Source organism: Paenibacillus sp. MAH-35 (assembly GCF_058135425.1).
In genome coordinates this window covers 313,565-331,205 of sequence record NZ_JBYUPU010000005.1, presented here as the reverse complement: position 1 = coordinate 331,205, position 17,641 = coordinate 313,565, and the positions used below count along the sequence as shown (strand labels likewise).

Annotated in this window: 17 protein-coding genes; 12 read left to right on the top strand and 5 right to left on the bottom strand. The window is 45.7% G+C overall.

Features of this window, described 5'->3' with window-relative positions; all coding sequences use genetic code 11:
• The 6 genes from AC3Y2E_RS07975 to AC3Y2E_RS07950 form a co-directional block, all read left to right on the top strand.
• On the top strand, positions 1–1,260 hold a 1,260-nt coding region (locus AC3Y2E_RS07975), incomplete at its 5' end, for a CDP-glycerol glycerophosphotransferase family protein (protein WP_379208903.1).
• The gene (locus tag AC3Y2E_RS07970; RefSeq protein ID WP_379208901.1) at positions 1,253–2,311 is read left to right on the top strand and encodes a pyridoxal-phosphate-dependent aminotransferase family protein; all 1,059 of its coding nucleotides are present in this window, start codon (positions 1,253–1,255) and stop codon (positions 2,309–2,311) included. The genes AC3Y2E_RS07975 and AC3Y2E_RS07970, both read left to right, overlap by 8 nt.
• A 41-nt stretch (positions 2,312–2,352) precedes the next feature.
• A complete protein-coding gene (locus tag AC3Y2E_RS07965) occupies positions 2,353–3,135 on the top strand; it encodes a formyltransferase family protein (RefSeq protein WP_379208899.1) in 783 nt (260 codons plus the stop codon).
• A 1-nt stretch (position 3,136) separates the two neighbouring features.
• Positions 3,137–3,853 (top strand): phosphocholine cytidylyltransferase family protein, encoded by a 717-nt coding sequence (locus AC3Y2E_RS07960; RefSeq protein WP_379208897.1) that lies wholly within the window; start codon positions 3,137–3,139, stop codon positions 3,851–3,853.
• Positions 3,854–3,901: 48 nt separating this feature from the next.
• Positions 3,902–5,215, top strand: coding sequence for an O-antigen ligase family protein (locus tag AC3Y2E_RS07955; RefSeq protein ID WP_379208895.1), 1,314 nt, complete (start codon positions 3,902–3,904; stop codon positions 5,213–5,215).
• Between the two features lie 216 nt (positions 5,216–5,431).
• Positions 5,432–6,472, top strand: coding sequence for a glycosyltransferase family 2 protein (locus tag AC3Y2E_RS07950; protein WP_379208892.1), 1,041 nt, complete (start codon positions 5,432–5,434; stop codon positions 6,470–6,472).
• A 111-nt stretch (positions 6,473–6,583) separates the two neighbouring features.
• Here the strand turns inward: AC3Y2E_RS07950 and mtnA are convergent, their stop codons facing one another.
• Positions 6,584–7,645, bottom strand: coding sequence for an S-methyl-5-thioribose-1-phosphate isomerase (gene mtnA, locus AC3Y2E_RS07945; protein ID WP_190931803.1), 1,062 nt, complete (start codon positions 7,643–7,645; stop codon positions 6,584–6,586).
• 56 nt (positions 7,646–7,701) lie between these two features.
• Complete coding sequence (gene mtnK, locus AC3Y2E_RS07940; RefSeq protein WP_379208890.1) at positions 7,702–8,910, bottom strand: S-methyl-5-thioribose kinase; 1,209 nt, start codon at positions 8,908–8,910, stop codon at positions 7,702–7,704.
• A gap of 238 nt (positions 8,911–9,148) precedes the next feature.
• On the opposite strand from mtnK, the gene AC3Y2E_RS07935 reads away from it, so the two are divergent.
• A complete protein-coding gene (locus tag AC3Y2E_RS07935; RefSeq protein WP_190931805.1) occupies positions 9,149–9,607 on the top strand; it encodes a Dps family protein in 459 nt (152 codons plus the stop codon).
• A gap of 169 nt (positions 9,608–9,776) precedes the next feature.
• Here the strand turns inward: AC3Y2E_RS07935 and AC3Y2E_RS07930 are convergent, their stop codons facing one another.
• On the bottom strand, positions 9,777–9,935 hold the full coding sequence (locus AC3Y2E_RS07930; protein ID WP_190931806.1) for an asparagine synthase: 159 nt from the start codon (positions 9,933–9,935) through the stop codon (positions 9,777–9,779).
• Between the two features lie 151 nt (positions 9,936–10,086).
• Between AC3Y2E_RS07930 and AC3Y2E_RS07925 the strand changes: the two genes are divergently transcribed.
• From AC3Y2E_RS07925 to sufB, 5 genes are all read left to right on the top strand, one after another.
• Positions 10,087–10,662 carry a DUF1802 family protein gene (locus AC3Y2E_RS07925; protein WP_379208887.1) on the top strand — a complete coding sequence of 192 codons (576 nt, stop codon included), beginning with the start codon at positions 10,087–10,089 and terminating at the stop codon, positions 10,660–10,662.
• A gap of 297 nt (positions 10,663–10,959) precedes the next feature.
• A complete protein-coding gene (gene sufC, locus AC3Y2E_RS07920; protein ID WP_190931808.1) occupies positions 10,960–11,745 on the top strand; it encodes a Fe-S cluster assembly ATPase SufC in 786 nt (261 codons plus the stop codon).
• A 20-nt stretch (positions 11,746–11,765) separates the two neighbouring features.
• A complete protein-coding gene (gene sufD, locus AC3Y2E_RS07915) occupies positions 11,766–13,070 on the top strand; it encodes a Fe-S cluster assembly protein SufD (protein ID WP_190931809.1) in 1,305 nt (434 codons plus the stop codon).
• Positions 13,067–14,296, top strand: a complete 1,230-nt coding sequence (locus tag AC3Y2E_RS07910; RefSeq protein ID WP_379208884.1) for a cysteine desulfurase — start codon at positions 13,067–13,069, stop codon at positions 14,294–14,296. The genes sufD and AC3Y2E_RS07910 overlap by 4 nt, the downstream gene beginning before the upstream one ends.
• 35 nt (positions 14,297–14,331) lie before the next feature.
• Positions 14,332–15,729: a Fe-S cluster assembly protein SufB gene (gene sufB, locus AC3Y2E_RS07905; protein WP_332071814.1), complete on the top strand. Its 1,398-nt coding sequence runs from the start codon at positions 14,332–14,334 to the stop codon at positions 15,727–15,729.
• A gap of 124 nt (positions 15,730–15,853) precedes the next feature.
• Here the strand turns inward: sufB and AC3Y2E_RS07900 are convergent, their stop codons facing one another.
• On the bottom strand, positions 15,854–16,828 hold the full coding sequence (locus tag AC3Y2E_RS07900) for a transposase (RefSeq protein ID WP_379208881.1): 975 nt from the start codon (positions 16,826–16,828) through the stop codon (positions 15,854–15,856).
• Positions 16,829–16,920: 92 nt separating this feature from the next.
• Positions 16,921–17,361, bottom strand: a complete 441-nt coding sequence (locus AC3Y2E_RS07895) for a hypothetical protein (RefSeq protein ID WP_379208879.1) — start codon at positions 17,359–17,361, stop codon at positions 16,921–16,923.
• Between the last annotated feature and the right edge of the window lie 280 nt (positions 17,362–17,641).

Genomic DNA, 17,641 nt, shown 5'->3' with positions numbered 1-17,641 from the left:
AAATATGAAATGATTAAAACGAAGAGAATTTTCGATAAAATCCCCATCTTTTCTAATATTATCAAAAAAATTTATTGTATTTTTTTGAAAGGATATATGTTTCTGTGCAGCAAAACGTATGGAATAGACGATAATAAGGCCGTATTTATTAGTTTTCACGGTAAGTCATACTCCGATAACCCTAAAGCCTTATCAGAAAAATTACATGAAATAAATCCGGAGTTTAAGATAGTATGGCTAGTTAATGATCCCGAAGAAAAGAGTAAGAAAATGCCTCAATATATTAAATGTGTTGCTAAAAATTCACTACAAGGATTGAAAGAATTATCAACTTCTAAGTTTTGGTTTGACAATTTTCCAAAACCTGCTGCAACATATAAATCTAAGAGACAGGTTTATATTCAAACATGGCATGGAGATAGGGGATTCAAAAAAGTACTAAGAGATTCATCCTTCAACTCGAAAGATACATATATCGAATCCAAAATATGTGATCTGGCGATTTCCGGATCCGACTACGGAGATCGAGTGTACAGATCTGCTTTTGAATATAATGGACAGATATTAAAGGTCGGATCGCCAAGAAATGACATTTTAATTAATGGTGACGGAGCAAAATTAGAGAAAATAAAGAGAGACTTTGGTATCGATATGAAAACAAAGATTTTGCTATATGCTCCTACATTACGAAGGCAAGCAGCCAACCAAAATGAATTGCAGAGTGCGGGTGAGATCGATTTACAAGTAGTTATTAACACACTACAAGAGAAAACCAAGGAAGAATGGTGCTGTTTGGTTAGGGCTCATAGTGCTGTAAAAGGACTAGCTGGAATTGCAACAAGTAATAAAATCCACGACGTTACTTCCTATGAAGATATGAGTGATTTACTATTAGTATCCGACTTTCTTATTACAGATTACTCTTCCAGCGCCGGTGATTTTGCTCTTCTAAACAAGCCGATTGTACTTTTTCAAGCAGATCGCGATCAATATTTAATTTACGATAGGGCTTTTTATTTTGACATCGATAAATCTCCATACATGGTTGTTAGAAGTCAAAAGGAATTGGAACAACTTATAGAAAAACTGGATTGGAGCAGTGTCCAAAAAAACTGCAAGGATATACTTGACTTTTACGGAACATATGAAACAGGTGAGGCTTCCAAAAAAGTTTTAGATTACATTTTAAATGATTTGAAATTAAGCCAAAATGCCACAAAGTCTAATGCAACCGAATTGGAGCGATCAAAATATGCTTAATTTTGCTCTAGGTCCTGTTATGATCGAAAAGGAAGTACTTGAGATTGGGTCTAAGCAGCTTCCTTACTTTAGAACTGCTGATTTTTCTTCTCTAACATTAGAGAATGAAGCAATCTTAAACAAGCTAATACATGCACCAGTTGGATCCAGAGTTATATTTTTGACTGGTTCGGGTACCGCTGCAATGGAAGCGGCAATTATGAATCTATTTACCTCTCAGGATAAAATTTTGATTGTAAACGGTGGTAGCTTTGGAAGCAGATTTAAGGAGCTTTGCGATGTTCATGAGCTATCTTCAGAAGAAGTCAAATTGAATTTTGGAGAAGAATTGACATGTGAGCATCTAGCTCCTTATGAGGATAAAGGAATTTCAGGTCTTTTAATAAACGCACATGAAACATCAACAGGCGTACTGTACAATATGGAATTGGTTGGGGATTTTTGTAAAAGAAATAATGTATTTCTGGTAGTTGATGCAATCAGCACTTTTTTAGCAGACCCTTACGATATGCAAAAATATGGGGTTAATGCTTCAATATTGAGCTCTCAAAAGGCATTGGCACTTCCTCCGGGAGTGTCTTTTCTAATTGTAGATCCAATTGCTCAGGAGAGAATATTCAAAAATCGGGTACGGAGTTTATATTTTGATCTTAAAGCATATCTAGCTGATGGGCTAAGAGGACAAACCCCATACACGCCATCAGTAAGTACCTTTATTCAGCTTAACAAAAAACTCCATCTAATCGAAGATAGGGGGCTCAACTCTATTGTCGAAGGGGTTGCTAGACTTGCTAAAGATTTTAGAACGAAGATCAAGGGACTACCTTTAAAAATAACAACTACCTCTCTTTCCAATGCACTCACACCACTTTCTCCAGTGGGCAATTTATTAGCAAAAGAAATCGTGGATTATTTAAGGGAAGTAGATATTTTCGTTTGTCCAAATGGAGGTCAATTAAGCAATACGTTGTTTAGAGTAGGCCATATTGGTGCAATCACGGAGAAAGATAATGATGCATTAATTAGAGCCCTGGTTGCTTTACACAACTGAAAATAACTTTTCAAAACATAACTTGAAGCAGGAGAAAGTATATGAAAAGAGTAGGCATTTTTATAAGAAATGACGCTAGGTTAGTTGATGTCATGAGACTATTGATGGAGAAGACAAACTTGGTATATGTGATTTTCAAAGATGAGAATGTGGAAGGAGATCTTGTTTCCTTTTGTTTGAATCATAAGATTAATTATTTTAGTCATGCAAGTTTTGTTGATATGTTAAGCAGAAATAAACTGGAGAGTCTGGACATCATACTCTCTTACTACTATCAAAAAAAACTTGAGCAAAGTATATTGGATTATCCCAAAAATAAATGTATTAATTTTCACCCTGCACCATTGCCTAAATACAGAGGTGTGGGAAACTATAGCAAGTGTATCATGGACGAAACAAATTATTGGGGCGTTTCTGCCCATTTCATGGATGAGACTTATGATAATGGAGAATTAATTAAGGTGTTAACATTCGAAGTGTTTTCCAGAAATGAGACCTATATTAGTTTGGAACAAAAAACACAAAAGTATATGTTTGAGCTATTGCGACACGTTTTAAATGAAATTGTAGAAAACTCGATTTTTTCACAAAAGCAGGAATATTATTCCATTGGGGTGGAGTACTTATCTAAGAAAATGATCGAAGAAATGAAAGTGATAAGTGAAGAGGATAATTCAGAGAGTATTGACAAAAAAATTCGTGCTTTTTGGTGTCCTCCTTTTCATGGGGCTGGAATTACTCTTCATGGTAAGCGGTACACGCTAATTAATGATAGTATTCTGAACGAGCTAAAAGAACTATACGAACTAAAGGGGAGGTCTTGAAATGAAAGCGGTTCTATTAGCAGCGGGACGAGGAACTAGGATTAGTAGATACATCGGTGAGAAACCTAAATGTACACTCGACATTGGAGGTGTTTCTCTGATCAGACATACAGTTGAGCTGTTGCATAAAAACAATATAGAGGTAGTTGTTGTCACAGGATACAATAAGGAAATGATTATTAATTCATTAGAAGGTCTGAACGTTAAATACTACTATAATCCTTTTTATGATGCGACCAATAGTATAGCCTCGTTATGGTTTGCGAAAAAAGAACTAAATGGGGACGATATTTTGATTGCAAATGCGGATGTTTTCTGGGAGCAGGAAATACTTGATGAAACAATCCGAAACGAAGAAGAGCAAGTTCTTCTAATGGACAGTAGTAGAAACTCGGACTACCTATTTTATTGCGATGGAAACAGACTATTGGATCACGGAAAGGAATTAACCGAAGTTACAGGTGAATATATAGGAATCGCCAATTTGAAAAAATCATTCTTAAACCGATTTGTAGGAAGACTGGAGGCGTTAATAGAAAAACAACAACATGGACTATGGTGGGAGAATGTCCTGTATTCATTCATTAACGAGTTGAACGTTAATGTAAGAGATGTAAGTGGGATATTTTGGTCGGAAATTGACTTTATTGAAGATTACAACAAAATTGTTCAGTACAGAAAAGAAAAAGAGACGATGCTAGTGCAGGTCTCCAAGTGAAAATTACGTAAGATGATTATATTTGTTTGTTTTGGTAAGAGGTGAACTATGGAGTCTCCAATTAAAAGCAAAACAACCTTGATCGTTGGCTTGCTTTGCTTTTTTGTATTTATATACCCCTTCCTTATTAATCCACTTGGAGAAGTTTATTATTATGCTAATGTGAAAGCCTACTATTTGATCGGATATGCTGTCCTGTTGGGAGGAATATCAGCTTTTAACATACAAGTAGGCCGTAATCTTAATGAGACTGGTAGGGCCAATTGGTTCTTATTACTTTACATCTTGTTAATAGGTTTGTCGACTATTGTATCGCTTCAAGTTTCAGTGGTGGGGTATTTAACAGAACATTACGGAATATTGGTTATCCTTTCTTATGCTGTATTATTCTTGATTACTTCGTACTTCATACATCCTGACTTTCAAAAACGAATCATTTTTTTTATGGTGCTTAGTGCATCTCTTTGCGCCATTTACGGTATTGCACAGCATTATGGAGCACAATTGCTGCCCCAAGACTTTATTTTAAGCTATAAATTTTCGAACAGAAGTTTTTCTTTTTTCGATAATCCGGATTACTTTGGGGCTTTTTTAGTTTTAGCAGTAATTATGGTGTTTACTTTGTATTTGACGGCAGATAAACGAGTAAAAGAACTGTTATACCTGTTCATTTTATGTCTACTTGGTGTTGCCTTATTGGGATCGGAAACACGTAGCGCATGGTTGGGAAGTTTGATCGGCCTAATTATGTTATCAGTGCTAGTAGCATGGAAGAGAAAAGATTTGTGGAAAAAGTGGATTGCCGTTTTCGTCATTATTGTTTTGACTTTTGTAGTTATGAATTTTTTTTCTCAACAAGACTACTTAACACGATTGAAAAGTATATTTGAGGATGTTCAAAAAATAGCAACTAATGTCGATAGCAACACAGCAGGGGCGACTCGTTGGTACATATGGAAGATTACAATTCCTCTAATAAAAGAGTATTTCTGGTTTGGTTCTGGGCCGAATACGTTTCAATTGGTTTTTCATTCAGGCATTGATCCTGATTTCTGGAAGTACTTAAGGAGTGGGCCTATATATGATGTAAACAACGATTATTTACATATGGCTCTTACACTAGGTGTGCCAACTCTAATTGTTTATTTATCCTTTTTAACAGTGATCCTTTATTACGGATTTAAGAGTTCAAGAGTCTTGAACGGAGAACGTCAAATAATAGCTTATGGTTGTTTAGCTGCAATCACTGGATACTTGGTTCAGGCATTTTTTAACATAAGTGTTGTTTCTGTGGCTCCGTATTTTTGGATTCTTTTAGGTTTTTCTTATAGCTATACAGTAGTTAAGAATAAATTTAATTAGGAAGGTGAATGTTCTGCTTAAAGAATTTACTGAAGAATTACAAAAGTTTATTTCTAAGCATGAACAGAGTGATGACATAGATAAACATGACCTGTCAATAAGGTCTTGCATTGAAGAATTAAAGATGTTAGTACAAAACTTTTTACCTCTCAAATAACGCTCCAGAATGGTTCTTATAATTGGTTTCATACTAAACTTAGCTAAAGTGGTGTTGTGATGAACCAGTCGAAAATTACTGTTTCCGTAGTTATGCCGATCCGAAATGAAGAGAAATACATTGTGAATTGCATTGAGTCTTTAATGAAACAAGATTACCCGAAAAATGATTTAGAAATTATTCTTGTTGATGGCTGCTCGACAGATAAAACCAAAGAAATTTTAATCGGATATCAAATTAAGCATCCAAAGCTCATCAAAGTTATCGACAATCCGAATAAAACGGTTCAGTATGCATTGAATATCGGTATTCATGCAGCAAAAGGCACATATATTGTAAGATTGGACGCTCACTCCGAATATGCAAATGATTATATTTCAAAATGCGTGCATTATTTGAAAACAACCGACGCAACAAATGTTGGCGGGCCGACGATAGTAAAAGGAAAGACTACTCTACAAAAAGTTATTGCTGCCAGTTACCATTCTTCGTATGGCATGGGTGGGGGAAATCATCATAATGAGCAATACGAGGGCTACTCCGAAACGGTATTCCTTGGCTCTTACCGAAAGGAAAGTATTGTTCGTCTTGGACTATATGATGAGAATTTTCCGAGAAATGAGGATGACGAACTTAACTTTCGAATCATAAAGAATGGTGGCAAAGTATTTGTTACTCCACAAATCAAGTCGGTTTATTTCCCAAGAAATTCTTTAAAAGCACTTTTTAAGCAGCATTTTGAATACGGATACTGGAAGGTTGCGGTTATAAAAAAACATAACAAGCCGGCTAGAATTACACATCTGGTGCCTGGAGCATTTGTAGTGTTTAATATGATTGGTTTACCGCTATCCTTTTTATTTAAACCAATAGCGGCACTTTATTGTGCGGTTATGATTCTTTATTTTACGTTGAATGCATATTTTTCGGTTACGAATAAGTATACTAGTGGGTTTTACAATAAAATTACGTTATTCCTCATCCATATTATTTTGCATGTATCATACGGTACAGGTTTCATATACGGATTATTGAATATGAGGCGGTTTAAATTCAACTACGGTGTAATCAAAGATCATTCCGTATCTGTAAAGCAGTGAATGGTTTTAGACGGGCTAAATGACTAAATGCAGTAAACTTTATGAATGTTAAAAAGAACGGAGCTGCCTCCAGCTTTTAGCAGCATCCGTTCTTCTGCCGAACGCTCAACCTCACCCAAACAACTTCCTCAAATTCTCCCCATAAGGCGCCTGAACGACACCTTTCTCCGTAATAATAGCGGTCACGTATTCGTTAGGCGTTACGTCGAAGGCCGGGTTAAATACTTTGACGCCGCGCGGAGCCGTGCGTTTGCCGAAGCCTTCGGTGACTTCCTCTTCATTGCGTTCTTCGATCGGAATTTCCGCGCCGGTAGGCGTGTTCAGGTCGATCGTCGACATCGGGCACGCCACATAAAACGGGATGCCGTGGGCTTTGGCCAGAACGGCGACTCCATAAGTGCCGATTTTGTTGGCTACGTCGCCGTTGGCGGCGACCCGGTCGGTGCCGACGATGACGGCTTGCACCCAGCCTTTGGACATGACCATGGCGGCCATGTTGTCGCAGATGAGGGTGACATCGATGCCGGCCTGCTGCAGCTCAAATGCGGTCAAGCGCGAGCCCTGCAGGACCGGACGGGTTTCGTCGGCGAATACTTTGACGTTCCAGCCGCGTTCCTGGGCGAGATACAAAGGCGCCAGCGCCGTTCCGTACTTCGCCGTTGCCAGTCCGCCCGCGTTGCAGTGCGTGAGCACCCCGATACCGTCGTGCAGCAGGGTGAGCGCGTGTTCGCCGATCAGACGGCACGTTTCCTCGTCCTCGGCCTGGATCTGGATCGCTTCGGACAGCATCGCTTCCTTCAGTACTTCTCCGTCGCGCAACCCTTCGCCCGTCAGCAAAGCATCCGCTTTGGCTTTCATCCGGTCCAGCGCCCAGAACAAGTTGACGGCGGTCGGCCGCGAGGTGGCCAAGTAATCCGCCTGCCGGTTGATTTCCGCCTGGACCTGCTCGGCGTCGCCGGAAACCTCTCTGACTCCCAAGTATACGCCGAAAGCCGCAGCGATTCCGATCGCCGGAGCTCCGCGCACTTTCAGATGACGAATGGCTTCCCAGACGTCTTCGGCTGTCGTTAAAGCCAAATAGACGATTTCTTCAGGCAGCAGCCGCTGGTCGAGGAGATCCAGATGATCTCCCGCCCATACGACAGACTGCAGCGGTTGTTGTGCAGTTTCCATTCCTAATCTCCTTATCGCTTACCTCGGGCGTGATCGCCTTCGGAAACTCTTCCTTATTATTGAGCGGCTGCTTTGACAGCGATGTCGAGCACTTCGTCGATAGAAGCGCTGCTCCGGTGGTGTTTGATCAGCGTCTTCCCGATGGCAAGTGCCAGACGTTGAGCGCGTTCTTTGGCGGCTGCGTCTTCGATTTTATCGATATCTGCGACATGGGCCAGTCCGACGATTCTGCGCACCATTTTACAGCCGGCATATCCGATTGTATCACGAAGCAGTTGTTCGACATAGATGTCTTGGAAACCCGGTGTGTTCGAAATCCGATCCACACTGCGGTCGTTCCACAGACTGCGAAACTCCCGCTCGAACGTCGTCCAGGTGTCCTTGACGGTAGTCAGCAGGTACTCCCGGTACTCCGCACGGCTGGCCGCATCCGGACTCCAGCCCTCCTGGCCGGCGAAATTCAGAAGCAGATTGGCGATAACCGCTCCGATATCGAAGCCCATCGGGCCGTAATAGGCAAATTCAGGATCAATTACCTTCGTCGATTGTTCGGTAATGAAAATACTTCCGGTATGAAGATCGCCATGGAGCAGCGCTTGGGCATTTGTCAGAAAGCCGTGACGCAGACGGGCAACTTCGAGCTTCAGCTCGGTATCGTTCCAGAGCGCCTCCGCTTCATCGCGGATCGCTTCGTCGAAGCTGTTCGTCTCGGCGTCACGGTAAGGGTCGTCGAAGATCAAGTCCTCGGTTATTTTGCACAGATCGGGATTGATAAATTGCTTGACGCGTTCTTTTTTGTCCTGCTGATTCATGCCGAGATCCGACGAATAGAACAAAGTATGCGCCAGAAAGCGGCCAATATCGCCGGCAAATTTGGGGTACTTGTTGCGCTCGATCAAGCCTCTTCTCATGATGACGTGATCGCTCAAATCTTCCATAACGGTGAGCGCCAGCTCCCGAACGTATTGGTACACACGCGGAACGAGGTCCGGGCAAAGCGCTCCCTCATACTGTAGAGCTTCGCTCTCGATCCTGGCGCGGTCGAGGGTAAGCGGCCATGATTCGCCTACTACTTTAGCGTAAGGCAGCGCCTGCTTCAAAATAATGCTTTTTCCCGTTGCCGGTTCGGTAATGTGGAATACCAGGTTCAAGTTCCCGTCGCCGATTTCACGGGATGCCAATTGGGCGTCCGCTGCGAACAAATCCGGGATGGATTTGGCAAATTGTATGGCTTCCCCTTCCGAAAGCGGGTGATACTGCGTCATAGCGCACCTCCGATAAATGGTCAAACTCTTATCTTAGTATAAGCGAAATTGAAACACGGGGAAATACCAAGTTTACCACCGAGAATAGTATATAATTGAATCTTACATAATAAACGTCTCCGGCAGCCACAATAGGGAAGATTGTGCAAGGCAAAGCGCACTCCGATGCCTGTTTCAAAACCGGCAAACCCGTTTACATTATGAGTACAGCTTTCAATAAGAGGAGGCACTGGTAACTATGGCTACAGCAACCGAGGCAACCATTAAAACCGTCGTGGAGACGCTCAACAAGCAAATTGCGAACTGGGGCGTCCTGTATGTGAAAATTCACAATTACCACTGGTTTGTAAAAGGAAAGAACTTTTTCACGTTGCATGAAAAGTTTCAGGAATTGTATGAGGAAGCGTCTGTCCATTTGGACGAGCTGGCGGAGCGGGTGTTGTCGATCAAGGGCAAACCGATCGCTACGATGAAAGAGATGCTTTCGGAAGCGACAGTGAAGGAAGCGGCCGGCAACGAAAGCGCCGATCAGATGATCAAGGAAATCGTCAAAGATTTTCAGACGATGATCGCCGAAATGCGCAAAGGTATCGATCAGGCCGATGAAGCCGGAGATCATACAACCGCTGACATGCTCACAGGGATTCAGAATTCGCTGGAAAAGCATGTTTGGATGCTGGAGGCTACACTCGGGTAACAGAGGACCGGCAACCAACGTTCATAAGGCGGCGTATTTTCGGATATTCAGCACCGTCGATAAATACTTCATTTCCTCTCGGACCGTCGCAGCATCGTATCCGCCAACTTTGCTTATTATAGAAAAAACGTCAGGGAGCTTGGAGGGCTCTACCTGACGTTTTTTGCTGTTACCTCCGATGCTCCACCAGATCGATAGCTCCTAATACGATGTGAGCGAGTCCGAAGCCGAGAATGCCCCAGCCCGCTGCCGGGAATTTACTGCGTAGCGCAGCGCCGGAAGCCGCCACCGCCGTTCCGAGAACAGCAGGTACCAATCCTTCTCTCATGCGGTCACCTTCTTTCGTGTTCGGATAGGGGATATGGGGTGCAGCGAATGCTTTTATAAGGTTCGGTTAAATGGAGGTTATTATGCGGCGCAAGGGGTTGCTTTGTTTTGCCTGCAAGGTATAATGGGGTTCATTGGAGGTGTGAGGTTTCATGGAAAGGATGCAACCGGTCGCCCTTAAGGAATGGGCGGTAGCGATACGCGCGCTTGTGGAAGGAAAGCAGATCGTTCTGATGCGCAAAGGCGGTATTGCGGAGGAAACCCGGGATTTTCATTTGAAAAGCCCGTCTTTTTGGCTGTACCCGACTTACGAGCACCAAAAACGGGAATTACTGAAGGAAGAAGCCGGCGCCGGATTGGACGAAACGCTGGCAGGCTGGAGCCCGCAGCAAACCTATGCGGACATCGAATGTTTCGCAACCGTTGAAGCGGATATCGAGGTGACAAGCCAGGAACAGCTGGACCGGATCCGCAGCACTCACATATGGACAGACCGCTTCGCGGAGGAACGGCTGAAATGGAAGCGGCAAAAGCCTTTGCACGTATTGGTGCTTCGGGTACATAGGCTGGACCTTCCGGTCCGCATTCCGATACTGGATGCGTATTCCGGCTGCACGTCCTGGATCAGACTGGAGGGAGATTTCACTCCGGGAGCGATGAAGCCGGTACTGGACAATGAGGCTTTTAAAGCGAAGGCGGAACAAATAAAGAAGCTTCTTAGCGTTTAAAGAACGGCAGCCAGGTGAAAGCTGCTAAAATGCTGAGATAAGGCGGTTTTGACTCGTTAAATGCGGCCTCTTTGCTTGTTTGCATGGTTTGGTTCCCGCACATAAGAAGGTTTTGTTACTTTTTAAACAAAACAGTCTGGAAATATATCGAAATGCCCTTTATTGATTTGGTGGGGTAGGTTATAATAAAATTATTGCTGAGAATCAATGAGAATCATTTCATATGAATTTCAATCACATATTGAAACTCATCTTGTAACGATTCCAATATAAGATCGCAGTCGGAGGGAAGCACATATGTCAAACGCACCAAAATTTGTCATAGACGGTCTGAAAGCATCGATCGAAGACAAGGAAATTTTGAAAGGCATTCAGCTGGAAATCAACGGCGGGGAAGTACATGCCATCATGGGACCTAACGGTACAGGCAAAAGTACGCTCGCATCCGCTCTTATGGGGCATCCCAAATACGAAGTGACCGAAGGTACCGCTACGCTTGACGGTGAAGACGTGCTGGAAATGGACGTCGACGAGCGTGCACGCGCAGGCCTGTTCCTCGCTATGCAGTATCCTAGCGAAATTCCCGGCGTAACGAACGCAGACTTTCTGCGAAGCGCGATCAATGCCCGCCGCGACGAAGGTAACGAAATCTCGCTTATCAAGTTCATCCGCCAAATGGAAGGCAAGATGAAAGAGCTCGAGATGAATCCGGAATTCGCTCACCGTTATTTGAACGAAGGTTTTTCCGGCGGGGAGAAAAAACGGAACGAGATTTTGCAGATGATGCTGCTTGATCCGAAAATCGTCATTCTCGACGAAATCGATTCGGGTCTCGATATCGACGCCCTCAAAATCGTCGCCGCAGGCGTCAACGCCATGCGCAGCCCGGAAAGAGGCTTCCTGATCATTACTCACTATCAGCGCCTGCTGAACTACGTCAAGCCGGATTTCGTACACGTTATGATGCAAGGCCGCATCGTGAAATCGGGCGGACCGGAACTCGCTGAGAAACTCGAAGCGGAAGGCTACGATTGGATCAAGGAAGAGCTTGGGATCGTAGACGAGACGGTCGGACAAAACTAATATTAATTGGAGGAATCGATATGAGCTCTCAAACCGTTCTTCCAATCGACCGGAATTCCGTAGCGGACTTGTCCGCAAGCCGCAGCGAGCCTTCATGGATGACCGAACTTCGCTTGAAAGCTTTGGAATTGGCCGGTTCGTTGGAACTGCCGAAACTGGAAAAAACGAGAATCGACCGTTGGAACCTCACTTCCTACGGAACCTATAAAGCGCCTGCGAGACTTCAAGGTGCGGGAGCGCTGCCGGAGGCGGCCAAACTGCTGCTCGGAGATTCCGGGGAAACGACAAATTTGCTCGTACAGCGTAACTCCGGTATCGTCTGGAGCGAGCTGTCGGGCGAGTTGGCCGAGCAAGGCGTTATTTTCACCGACCTGGAAACGGCTCTTAAAGAGCACGGCGACTTGGTGCAAAAGCATTTCATGACGGTCGTCAAAGCGGACGAGAACCGGCTGACGGCGCTTCACGCTGCTCTTTGGAACGGAGGGGTTTTCCTCTATGTTCCCAAAAACGTAGAAGTGAAAGTTCCGCTCCAAGCGATCTTCATCGCTGACGACGCGGAAGCGACTTTCGCTCCTCACGTGCTGATCATAGCCGAGTCGAACAGCTCTGTCGTATACGTAGATAATTATATCTCCGAAGACGGCAAAGAATTCGTTCATAACGGGATCGTCGAAGTAGTCGCCAAAGCTGGCGCCAACGTACAGTTCGCTTCCGTACACGATTTGGGCAAAGGCTCCACAGGTATTACGTACCGTCGTGCCGTCACGGATAACGATGCCCGCATCGAGTGGATTATCGGCGAGCTGAACAGCGGCAACGCCATGGCCGACACGAGCACGCTGCTAAAAGGCAACGGCTCGAGCTCCGACGCTAAAGTGATTTCCGTCGGTAAATCCGACCAGAAGCTCAACTTGACGACCCGCGCCGTTCATTTCGGCAAGAGCACGCCGAGCGATATGATTACGAGAGCGGTTATGCAGGATGAGGCGACTGCGATCATCAACGGTATTACGAAGATCGAGAAGGGTGCGACAGGAGCGAACGGCGAGCAGACGGAACGCGTGCTTATGCTGAGCCCTAGAGCCCGCGGCGATGCGAACCCGATGCTGCTGATCGACGAGGATGACGTAAAAGCGGGCCATGCGGCCAGCGTAGGCCAAGTGAACCCGGAGCATATGCACTATCTGATGTCCCGCGGTATTACCCGGACCGAAGCGCATAAGCTGGTCGTATACGGATTCCTTGCCCCCGTCATCAGCGAAATTCCGCTTGAGAACGTTCAGAAGCAGCTTCAGGCGCTCGTTGAGAGGAAGCTCGGACAATGAGCAGCCTCGGAGCCGAAATTCGCGAACAGTTTCCGATCCTCCACCAGGAAGTAAACGGTCATCCGCTCGTTTACCTGGATAACGGGGCAAGCTCGCAAAGACCGCGTTCCGTTATCGAAGCTATAAAACGCTACTATGAGCTGGATCATTCGAACGTTCACCGCGGCGTTCATACGCTAGGTTCCCGCGCCACCGACGCATACGAAGGCGCACGCGATAAAGTCGCCGCGTTTTTGAATGCGAAGTTTCGCGAGGAAATCATCTTCACGCGGGGAACGACGACGGCGCTTAATCTGGTCGCCTTCAGCTACGCCCGCTCCGTATGCCGGGAAGGGGACGAGATCGTCCTGACTCCGATGGAGCACCATAGCAATCTCATTCCGTGGCAGCAGGTCGCCAAAGCGACCGGCGCCACGCTCAAATATATTCCGCTTCAGCCCGACGGCTCGATTACGCTGGAAGATGCAGAGAAGACGATTACGGAACGGACCAAAATCGTATCTGTCGTGTATGTGTCCAACGTCCTTGGCGTCACGAACCCGGTTAAGGAGCTTGCGGCCATCGCTCATCGCAACGGTGCGGTTATGGTTGTGGACGGCGCGCAAAGTACGCCTCACCTGAAAGTAGACGTGCAGGACTTGGATTGCGACTTTTATGCCTTCTCCGGGCATAAGATGTGCGGACCGACCGGAATCGGGGCTCTGTATGGGAAAAAAACGCTGCTGGACAACATGGAGCCGATCGAGTTTGGCGGCGAAATGATCGACCGCGTCGACCTGTACGAATCTACGTTTAAGGAGCTGCCTTACAAGTTCGAGGGCGGCACGCCCATTATCGCCGGTGCGGTAGGTCTCGGAGCCGCGATCGATTTTTTGACGGAAGTCGGGATGGACCGGATTCATGCGCACGATACGCATTTGGCCAAGATTGCTTATGAGCAGCTGTTGCAAATTGAAGGGTTGACCATCTACGGACCGCGGGATAATCGAACCGGCCTCGTTACGTTCAACCTGAAGGAAATCCATGCGCACGATGTAGCCACGGTCATCGATCAGGAGGGCATCGCCATCCGCGCCGGACATCATTGCTGCCAGCCGCTGATGAGATGGCTGAATGTGAATGCCACAGCAAGAGCAAGCTTTTATTTGTACAATACCGAGCAGGAAGTGGAACTGCTGGTTCGCGCTTTGCGGAATACGGAGCAGTTTTTTGAGAGCATCGGCTAAGCAGTTCGACGAAAACAACAAGGAGGGATTCGAAGATGGCTAAGCAAATGCCGGAAATGGAAGATTATAAATATGGCTTTCGCGACGAGCATCAGAACGTTTTTCGTTCGGAAAAAGGGCTGACGAAAGAAATCGTCACCGAGATTTCGAAGATGAAAAACGAACCGCAATGGATGCTCGATTTTCGTCTGAAATCGCTGGAGCAGTTCAACAAGATGGCGATGCCGCGTTGGGGCGGCGATCTGGACGATCTCGATTTCAATGACATCACCTACTATGTCAAGCCTTCGGAAAAACAAGGCAAGACGTGGGAGGAAGTGCCGCAGGAAATTAAAAATACGTTCGACAAGCTGGGCATTCCCGAAGCGGAGCAGAAGTTCCTTGCCGGGGTATCGGCTCAGTACGAGTCCGAGGTCGTTTACCACAGCATGCAGGAAGATCTCGAGAAGCAGGGTGTCTTGTTTACCGACATGGATACTGCCCTTCGCGAGCATCCGGAGATTGTCAAGGAGTACTTCTCGACGATCGTTCCGATTACAGATAACAAATTCGCTGCATTGAACAGCGCCGTCTGGTCGGGCGGAAGCTTCATCTACGTTCCGAAGGGCGTCAAATGTGAAATTCCGCTGCAGGCGTATTTCCGGATCAACTCCGAAAATATGGGCCAATTCGAACGGACATTGATTATCGCTGACGAGGACAGCTTCGTCCATTACGTTGAAGGCTGTACGGCGCCGATCTACAGCACGAATTCGCTGCACAGCGCTGTCGTTGAAATCATTTGTAAGAAAAATTCCCGCGTCCGTTACACCACTATTCAGAACTGGGCGCCGAATATTTACAACCTTGTTACGAAACGTGCGGTGGCCGAAGAAAACGCGACAATGGAATGGGTCGACGGCAACATCGGCTCCAAGCTGACGATGAAATACCCGGCGGTTATTCTGAAAGGCCGCGGTGCCAAAGGTATGGTACTCTCGATCGCTGTAGCCGGCAAAGGACAGCACCAGGATGCGGGGGCCAAGATGATTCACCTCGCACCGGAAACGACGTCCACGATCGTATCCAAATCGATCAGCAAACACGGCGGAAAAGTAACGTACCGCGGTTTGGCTTCGTTCGGACGCAATTCCGAAGGGTCCAAAGCGAACATCCAATGCGATACGCTCATTCTCGACAACGAGTCCACGTCGGATACGATCCCGTACAACGAGATCATGAACGATAACATTACGCTAGAGCATGAAGCGACGGTATCCAAAGTGTCTGAGGATCAGCTCTTCTACTTGATGAGCCGCGGTCTGAGCCAGGCGGAAGCGACCCAGATGATCGTTATGGGCTTTATCGAACCGTTCACGAAAGAACTGCCGATGGAGTATGCGGTGGAGATGAACCGGTTGATTAAGTTCGAGATGGAAGGTAGTATTGGGTGAATAAAATTCCCGGAGCTTAATTCGTAGATACATGTCTGCAGTGACTTTCTCTATAAGTCGCTCAGACATGTATTTTTTTTGTAGAATTGGCAAAATAAAAACTAAACAAGTGAAATAACATGACCTATGCACTTGGAGGTAATCCCTGGTAAATTTCTGGTTTAGGCGTAACCCAAAGAAGCACCAAATAATGCTCCGGCCAAAAAAGTTCAATGAGTCTTGCAAATTGCTGCACTTGTGTGTCACAATCAATAGAGATTCGCTGAATGCCCTTGCGGTTGTTCACGCGGACCTGACAACGAGTGTGGAAGAGGCCACGAACCATTTCGCCGTGGGTGTAGCCTTCATCACTCGTTTTTTCTTTGTTCAGTTCAAAGAGTGCGACCGCTAATAAGGTTTCTGCCACAAACAATAGCTCGAAATGAGCATGGTGATGCGCCTCGGATTCGGAGTGGCATTTTTCGAAAGCCAATTCCTGTTTGGCGGCGCGAAAGAGCACTTCGATGCGCCAGCGCTTGGTATAGGTTTGCACCACGTCTTTCGGTACATCGTGGCGATTGCTGATCAACAAGTATGCGCCTTTGTAAGTGGCCGGATCTTCTCCTTGTTCCGCTTGAATCGAGTCCAATTCCTTAATGAGCTCATCTTCCTTCAATCGCATGGCAACAACAGCAGCCACCGGAACAAAGCGTTGCTTGGTCACTTGCTTTCCTTTCCGATTCACCGTGATGTATGAACGCTTCATGTAGATGCCCGGAATCGAAATTGAACTGAGGCCGGATGTTGCTTGGCGTGTTAATTCCTTAAAGACTTCACGGATCAGCATGACTGGAGTCAGCGGCACGTAACGTTCCCGACGGGTGCCAGGTTCGATGATCTTACGAAACAAAGCGGTGTTGCGCTTGGCCTTGGTGACCCAATCAAAGTGATTCTCTTCAAGGAACGTAAAGAAATGCTTGCACAGGTACCAGCGATCCATGGCTATCCACAACCGGCACGTAACCGATTCACGCAGCATGAGCAACATTTGCTTGGCTAGATCGATTTTAGTTAGACCTTCTCCTTTCGTTTCAGGTTTGTGCCAGATCCGGTAAAACAACGGATACTCCAATCCGCTTTTCAGAACGGCCTGCAGGACCACCAGATTCGTTGCCCAAACATAGGTTTTGGTGGAATGGTCGTAGAGCCAGCTCAGAAACGGAAGCCGCTTGGCAAAAGGTGTGCACTGTGGGTGTCATCGAGATTCACGACATCCCCATCGGCAAGCGCAGTCAGAGGATCTTGCTGCAAGCGCTCGACACGTTTTTGGGCAAACGTCGTCCATGCAAAGCCCTTCGTAAAAAAGCGGCTTAAGGTGTACTGCGCAAGTTTCCAAGGCTGGAACATCGCCTTCAGCAAAGCGTCTTTGTCGGCCAACTGCGCCATCTGAACGACGGAGGAGCAATTGGAAACGAGACCGACAACATAGAGGAAGCAAATTAACCATGAAGGAGTGCCATTGCGCTTCATAATGCCGGATTGAGTAAGCAGCAGAGAGAAGTCGAATCGATCCCACAGGCTCTTCAAAATGGGAGCTCCGGCACATTCGCTGTGATTCAGTTCTTTGAACCTCGGTTTTTGTAGCGCTGACATTGGAAAACCACCTATAATCTTGAAGATATACCCTATGAAAAAGTATCCTTCGCGATTATGGCGGCGATTTTGAAAAGTCAAGAGGTTTTTGCAATATTTATCGAAATGTTTTCGTGAATTTTGGCACATGACCATGATTACCAGTTACTGACTTGAACTGCATAGGTCATGTGAAATAATTAAAATGGTTTTCAATATATGTAACCTCTTAGATGATTGGCGCATATATAACAATACAGTAAAGTCAATTTTGAACCAATACTAATTATAATATTCAATT